At 75.5% G+C, this 4,567-nt stretch carries 3 protein-coding genes and 1 pseudogene; 1 reads left to right on the top strand and 3 read right to left on the bottom strand.

The annotated features are described in order from the left end of the window. Positions 1-146: 146 nt before the first annotated feature. The 3 genes from AC5LUJ_RS09640 to AC5LUJ_RS09630 form a co-directional block, all read right to left on the bottom strand. Complete coding sequence (locus tag AC5LUJ_RS09640) at positions 147-1,442, bottom strand: hypothetical protein (RefSeq protein ID WP_493464796.1); 1,296 nt, start codon at positions 1,440-1,442, stop codon at positions 147-149. Positions 1,443-1,445: 3 nt separating this feature from the next. Next, positions 1,446-2,210 (bottom strand): glutamate ABC transporter substrate-binding protein, encoded by a 765-nt coding sequence (locus tag AC5LUJ_RS09635; protein WP_493464795.1) that lies wholly within the window; start codon positions 2,208-2,210, stop codon positions 1,446-1,448. 344 nt (positions 2,211-2,554) lie between these two features. Further along, a complete protein-coding gene (locus AC5LUJ_RS09630) occupies positions 2,555-3,907 on the bottom strand; it encodes a GlnX family signal transduction membrane protein (RefSeq protein WP_493464794.1) in 1,353 nt (450 codons plus the stop codon). A 144-nt stretch (positions 3,908-4,051) separates the two neighbouring features. On the opposite strand from AC5LUJ_RS09630, the pseudogene hisI reads away from it, so the two are divergent. Continuing rightward, a pseudogene (gene hisI / locus AC5LUJ_RS09625) lies at positions 4,052-4,435 on the top strand (phosphoribosyl-AMP cyclohydrolase); the annotation flags it as partial. Between the last annotated feature and the right edge of the window lie 132 nt (positions 4,436-4,567).

Below are 4,567 nucleotides of genomic sequence, written 5' to 3'. Positions count from 1 at the left end.
CCCCGAGGCGGCGGAAGGGGATGCGGGGGATGCGGGAGAGGGGGCGGTCCCGCACTCGTCGCAGAACCCGTCCGGCTGGACCGTGCCGCCGCACCCCGGCTCCTGGCACCGGGCCCCGGCGGACGCCGCCGGGCTCGACTGCTGGCTCATCGCGTCGGCTCCTCGAGATCGGTGCGGTCGACCAGTTTCGCGGCGTACGACATCACGAGTTCGTCGGCCGCGTCGAGGTCGACCGGCGAGGTGTAGAGCGTCTCCCGCGCCCGCCGGAAGACGGCGTCGAGGTCCGGGGCCTGCGCCACGCCGTGGCGCACCGCCTTCGCGTGCAGCGCGTGGAGCAGCCCGCGCAGCTCGCCGCGCCGGTTCAGCGGCGCGGCGTTGGCCTCGGCGGCCTGCCGGGCGGTGGCCAGCGCCGAGGTGGCGACGTCGCGCCAGGCGGCGAGCCCGCGGCCGGCCCGCAGCCAGTCGCCGGCGGCCCGGCGGTGCTCGAGGCGCTCGAGCCATGGGCGCAGGCCCCGCCGTGGGTCGTCCAGCCAGCCGTCCGCCAGCCGCAGCAGGCCGGTGCCGGTGCCGGTCACCCGCGTGACGACGGCCGCCGCCGCCTGCTCGGCCGCGGCGGCAACCGAGACGATCTCGGCGAGCAGCTCGCTGGCCGCCCGCAGCTCGTCGGCCAGCGAGTCGTGCTGCCGGCACAGCCCGTCGACGGCGTCGCGGGCCAGGCGGACCCGGTCGGCGGTCTCGGCGGGTCCGGCCGGCGCCACCGCCATCGGGTCGCTGGCGACGCTCGCCGCCAGCGACGACACGCTCGCCCGGGCGGCCGCCAGCTCGGCGACGGCGTCGGGGCCCAGCCCGATCCGCTGGAGCGCCGTCGCCAGCCCGGCGAGTTCGCGCTCGGCGGCGGCCAGCGCCGCGAGGCTGCCGGACCGGGCGGTCTCGAGCAGGTCGAGGTCGGCGTTCGCGGCGGCCACCGTCTCGGCGGTGCCGACCAGCAGGTCCTCGGGATAGATCGCGACGCCGGCACCGGTGCCGGCGGGGCCGGCAGCGCCCGCGCCACCGCCTGCCTCACCGCCCCCGCCCGCGCCCGCGCCTGTGACGGCTGGGCCGGCGTGCGGCGGCGGCGGTCTGCGCGGCACCGACGCCCGGTGCAGCAGGGCCTCGAGCTCCTCCGCCCTGCGCGGCCGCGGCCCGCCGGTGCGTAGCGCCCGTGCCCTGGTCAGCACCTCGGACAGGGTGGTGAACCGGTCCCACAGCCAGTCCAGCCGGTCACGCACCCGGCCGGCGCACACCGCGGTCCGGCTGCCCGGCGCGCCCGCCGTGGCCGCCGGGTCCGGCAGCACGCGGGCAGCCCGCGCGTCCAGGTCGAGCAGCGAGCGGGCCAGCGCCGCGCTGCCCGCCTCCAACTGGGCGAGCGTGGCATCCACGGCGTCGAGCCGGCCGGGCGCCACGGCCTAGTTCCGGTAGACCGGGACCGGCGGCGCTGGGACGGCGCGGTCCAGCCAGCGGCCGAAGATCTGGGCCCAGGCGTGGTCGGCGAACGCCTGCTCGAGCACGCCGTTGACGAACGCGGTCAGGTCGGGGCTGTTCTTACTCACCCCGGCGGCGATCGGCTGGTTGAACCGGTCGGCGTCGACGACGTGGGTGCGCGGGTCCTGCGCTGCCAGGCCCGCCAGCACCATCTCGTCGTTGACGATGCCCTCGACCTCGCCGTCCTGCAGCGCGATCAGGCAGTCGGCGACGTTCGACACCGGGTAGGGGACCGGGTGCGACGGCTCGTTCTCGATCGCCTGCAGCGACGTGGTGCCGGACGCGGCGCAGACCTTCCTGCCGCCGAGGTCCGCCAGGCGCTGGTACCTCGAGTCACGCAGCACCAGCAGGCCGGTCGCGGTCATGTAGTACACGGTGGTGAAGTCGATCTCGAGCAGCCGGGCGCAGGTCGCCGTCAACGAGCCGGCGGACAGGTCGATCTCGCCGTTCGCGACCAGCGGCAGCCGTTGCGCGGCGGTGATGGCGCGGAACCGCACGTGCCCCGGCTTGCCGAACAGCCACTCGCCGACGAGGTTCGCGACGTCGACGTCGAAGCCCTCGAACGCGCCGGTGTCCGGGTTCACCGAGCCGAACGGCGGGGTGTCCGGACGGACTCCGACGATCAGGTAGCCCCGGTCGAAGATCCTACGCAGCGCCGGGGATGCCGGGACGGTTCCCGGTGCCGGCATCGGCGACGGCGGGCGCCAGGTGGCGGCCGGGTTGCCGCAGCCGGCCGGCGGTGATGCCGGCGACGATGGCGGAGCGGCCGTCGTACCCGCAGCCGCCGTGCCACTGGCGGGCGCGGTGGTCGTGGCCGCCGTCGCTCGGGGCGGTAGCGGTCGGGCGGCGTCCGGCAGGCCTGCCTCGACGCTCCCGCAGGCGACGAGACCGGCCAGTAATGCCGCCCCTAATGCCCCGGCCCTCGCCGCGGCGCGTGGCCTCCTCGCGCTCGCGCGCTTCCGGCGCAAGATCACTCCCACGAGTCAATCGTAGGTTGTCGGCCCTGGCAGGTAAGCCCGATGTCAGGTTGATGTCACGCTCGGCGGTATTCGTTGATGCGGAGCTGGAATCCGGTGACAGTCAGCGCGATGGCACAGACCAGGACGATGGTCGCGACGACCGTCACCGGGGTGAGGTCGTGCGAGGCGTCGGCCAGCGTGGCGGCGAACCGTCGCTCGCTCGCGGTCAGCGCGGCGTCGGCTATCTGGTCGTACCGCCCGAACGTGGCGGTACCGTCGGCGAGCGCGAGCGCGACGGCCTGCTGGAAGCCGCCCGGCTCCGCGGCCCGTGCCCGGACCTGGACGCTGGTCTCCTGGTACTGCTCCCAGGCGCCGGCCAGGCCGGCCCGCGACTGTGCGTCCGGCCCGCCCGCGGCGGCGACGGCGGGCAGCACCGGCGGGCCGGGCACCCCGCCCGGGGCCGCGCCGCCCGGCGCCGTGTCGTCCCGTGCCCGGCCGGACTCGCCGTAGCCCAGGCGCTGGGCGACCCGCGTCGCGTCCAGGTCGAACAGCGCGCCGTTGCCCCGGGCGATCAGCGCCAGGCTCTCGTCGCCCCAGGCGCGAAGGCCGAGGCTGCGCGCCTGGGCGACGAGCGTCATCGGCTGGAAGGCGTCGTCGCGTCCGTCGCGCAGCGTCGACCGTTCGGCGGCGAAGGCACTGAGCGTGTAGCCGAGCACGCCGGCGACCAGCGCGGCCGCGGCGACCAGCGGCAGGTTCAGCACGCGGTTCGTGCGGCGGTATAGCAGCACCTGCACGGCGGCCAGGCCGGCCAGGCTCGCCAGCCCGGCGAGGGTGACCAGGACCGGATGATGCCAGGATGTGGCCTGGTCGTAGGAGGCGTCGATCCGTCTGGCGTCGACGGCGGCCAGCGTGTCGGCGGCCGGCAGGATCGTGTACTGCATCAGCGTGGACGCCTGCCGGAGGTAGGCCGCGCCGACGACGTTGCCGAACCGGTTGTTGGCACGGGCCCGTTCCACCAGACCGGTGTAGGCCGGAATCTCGCGGGCGAGGGTGGCCAGCGGCTCCCGCGCCTCGGGTGGTCCGCCGGCATGGGCCAGGTCGACGACGCGGCGGGCGGCGGACGCCACCGACTCCTCGTAGACCCGGCGCTGCTCGACGGGTTCGACGCCGCCGGCCAGGAAGGCACGGGCGACCGTGGCGTCCGCGACCGACAGGTCGGCGTGGATGCGTTGCGCGGCGGCGAACGACGGCCCGGCATCGTTCCTGACGGTGTCGACCGCGTCGGCGCGGGACAGCCCGGTGCCGAACGTGGCCAGCCAGAACAGCAGCGTCGTGCCGAGCAGGCCCGCCGACAGCAGGCGGAGCAGGCCAGGCGTGGTGGCCGTCCGCGCCCGAAGGCCCGCGACAGCTCGTCCAACCGGGGTCACACAGTGATCGTAGTGTCACCATGGCGCTGCCGTGCCGAACTGGCAACTACCGGACGGATACTGGACGAACAGGTGCGCCCGGCTCCGCCCGTCCCACCGGCGTGCCGCGCTGGCACGGCTCATCGGCTATGCGGCTCATCGGGCATGCGAGGCCGTCGGGCGCGGCACAATGGGCACGTGCCCGCCCCACCCCCCCGCCTGGACCCCGCGATCGCCGGCCGGCTCAAACGTGACGCCGCCGGCCTGTTCCCGGCGGTCGCCCAGCAGTACGACACCGGCGAGGTGCTGATGGTCGGCTGGATGGACGACGAGGCCCTGCACCGGACGCTGACCACCGGGCGGGCCACCTACTGGAGCCGCAGCCGCCGCGAGTACTGGGTCAAGGGTGACACCAGCGGCCACCTGCAACTGGTCCGCTCGGTGTCGCTGGACTGCGACGGGGACACCGTCCTGGTCCAGGTCGACCAGGTGGGGCCGGCCTGCCACACCGGCAGCCGGAGCTGTTTCGACGGCCGGCGGCTACCAGCCGTCATCATCGACCACGTACGGGCCGGTATCGATCACGTACAGGCCGGCATTGACCACGCACGGGCCGGCATCGGCCACGTACAGGCCAGCATGGACGAACCGCGGGCCGGCGCCGGTCCGGCACGCGACGGC

The organism is Protofrankia sp. CiP1_Cm_nod3 (genome assembly GCF_982290655.1).
Note: the sequence above shows the minus strand (reverse complement) of the source record. Positions and strands in the feature narration are given on the sequence as shown.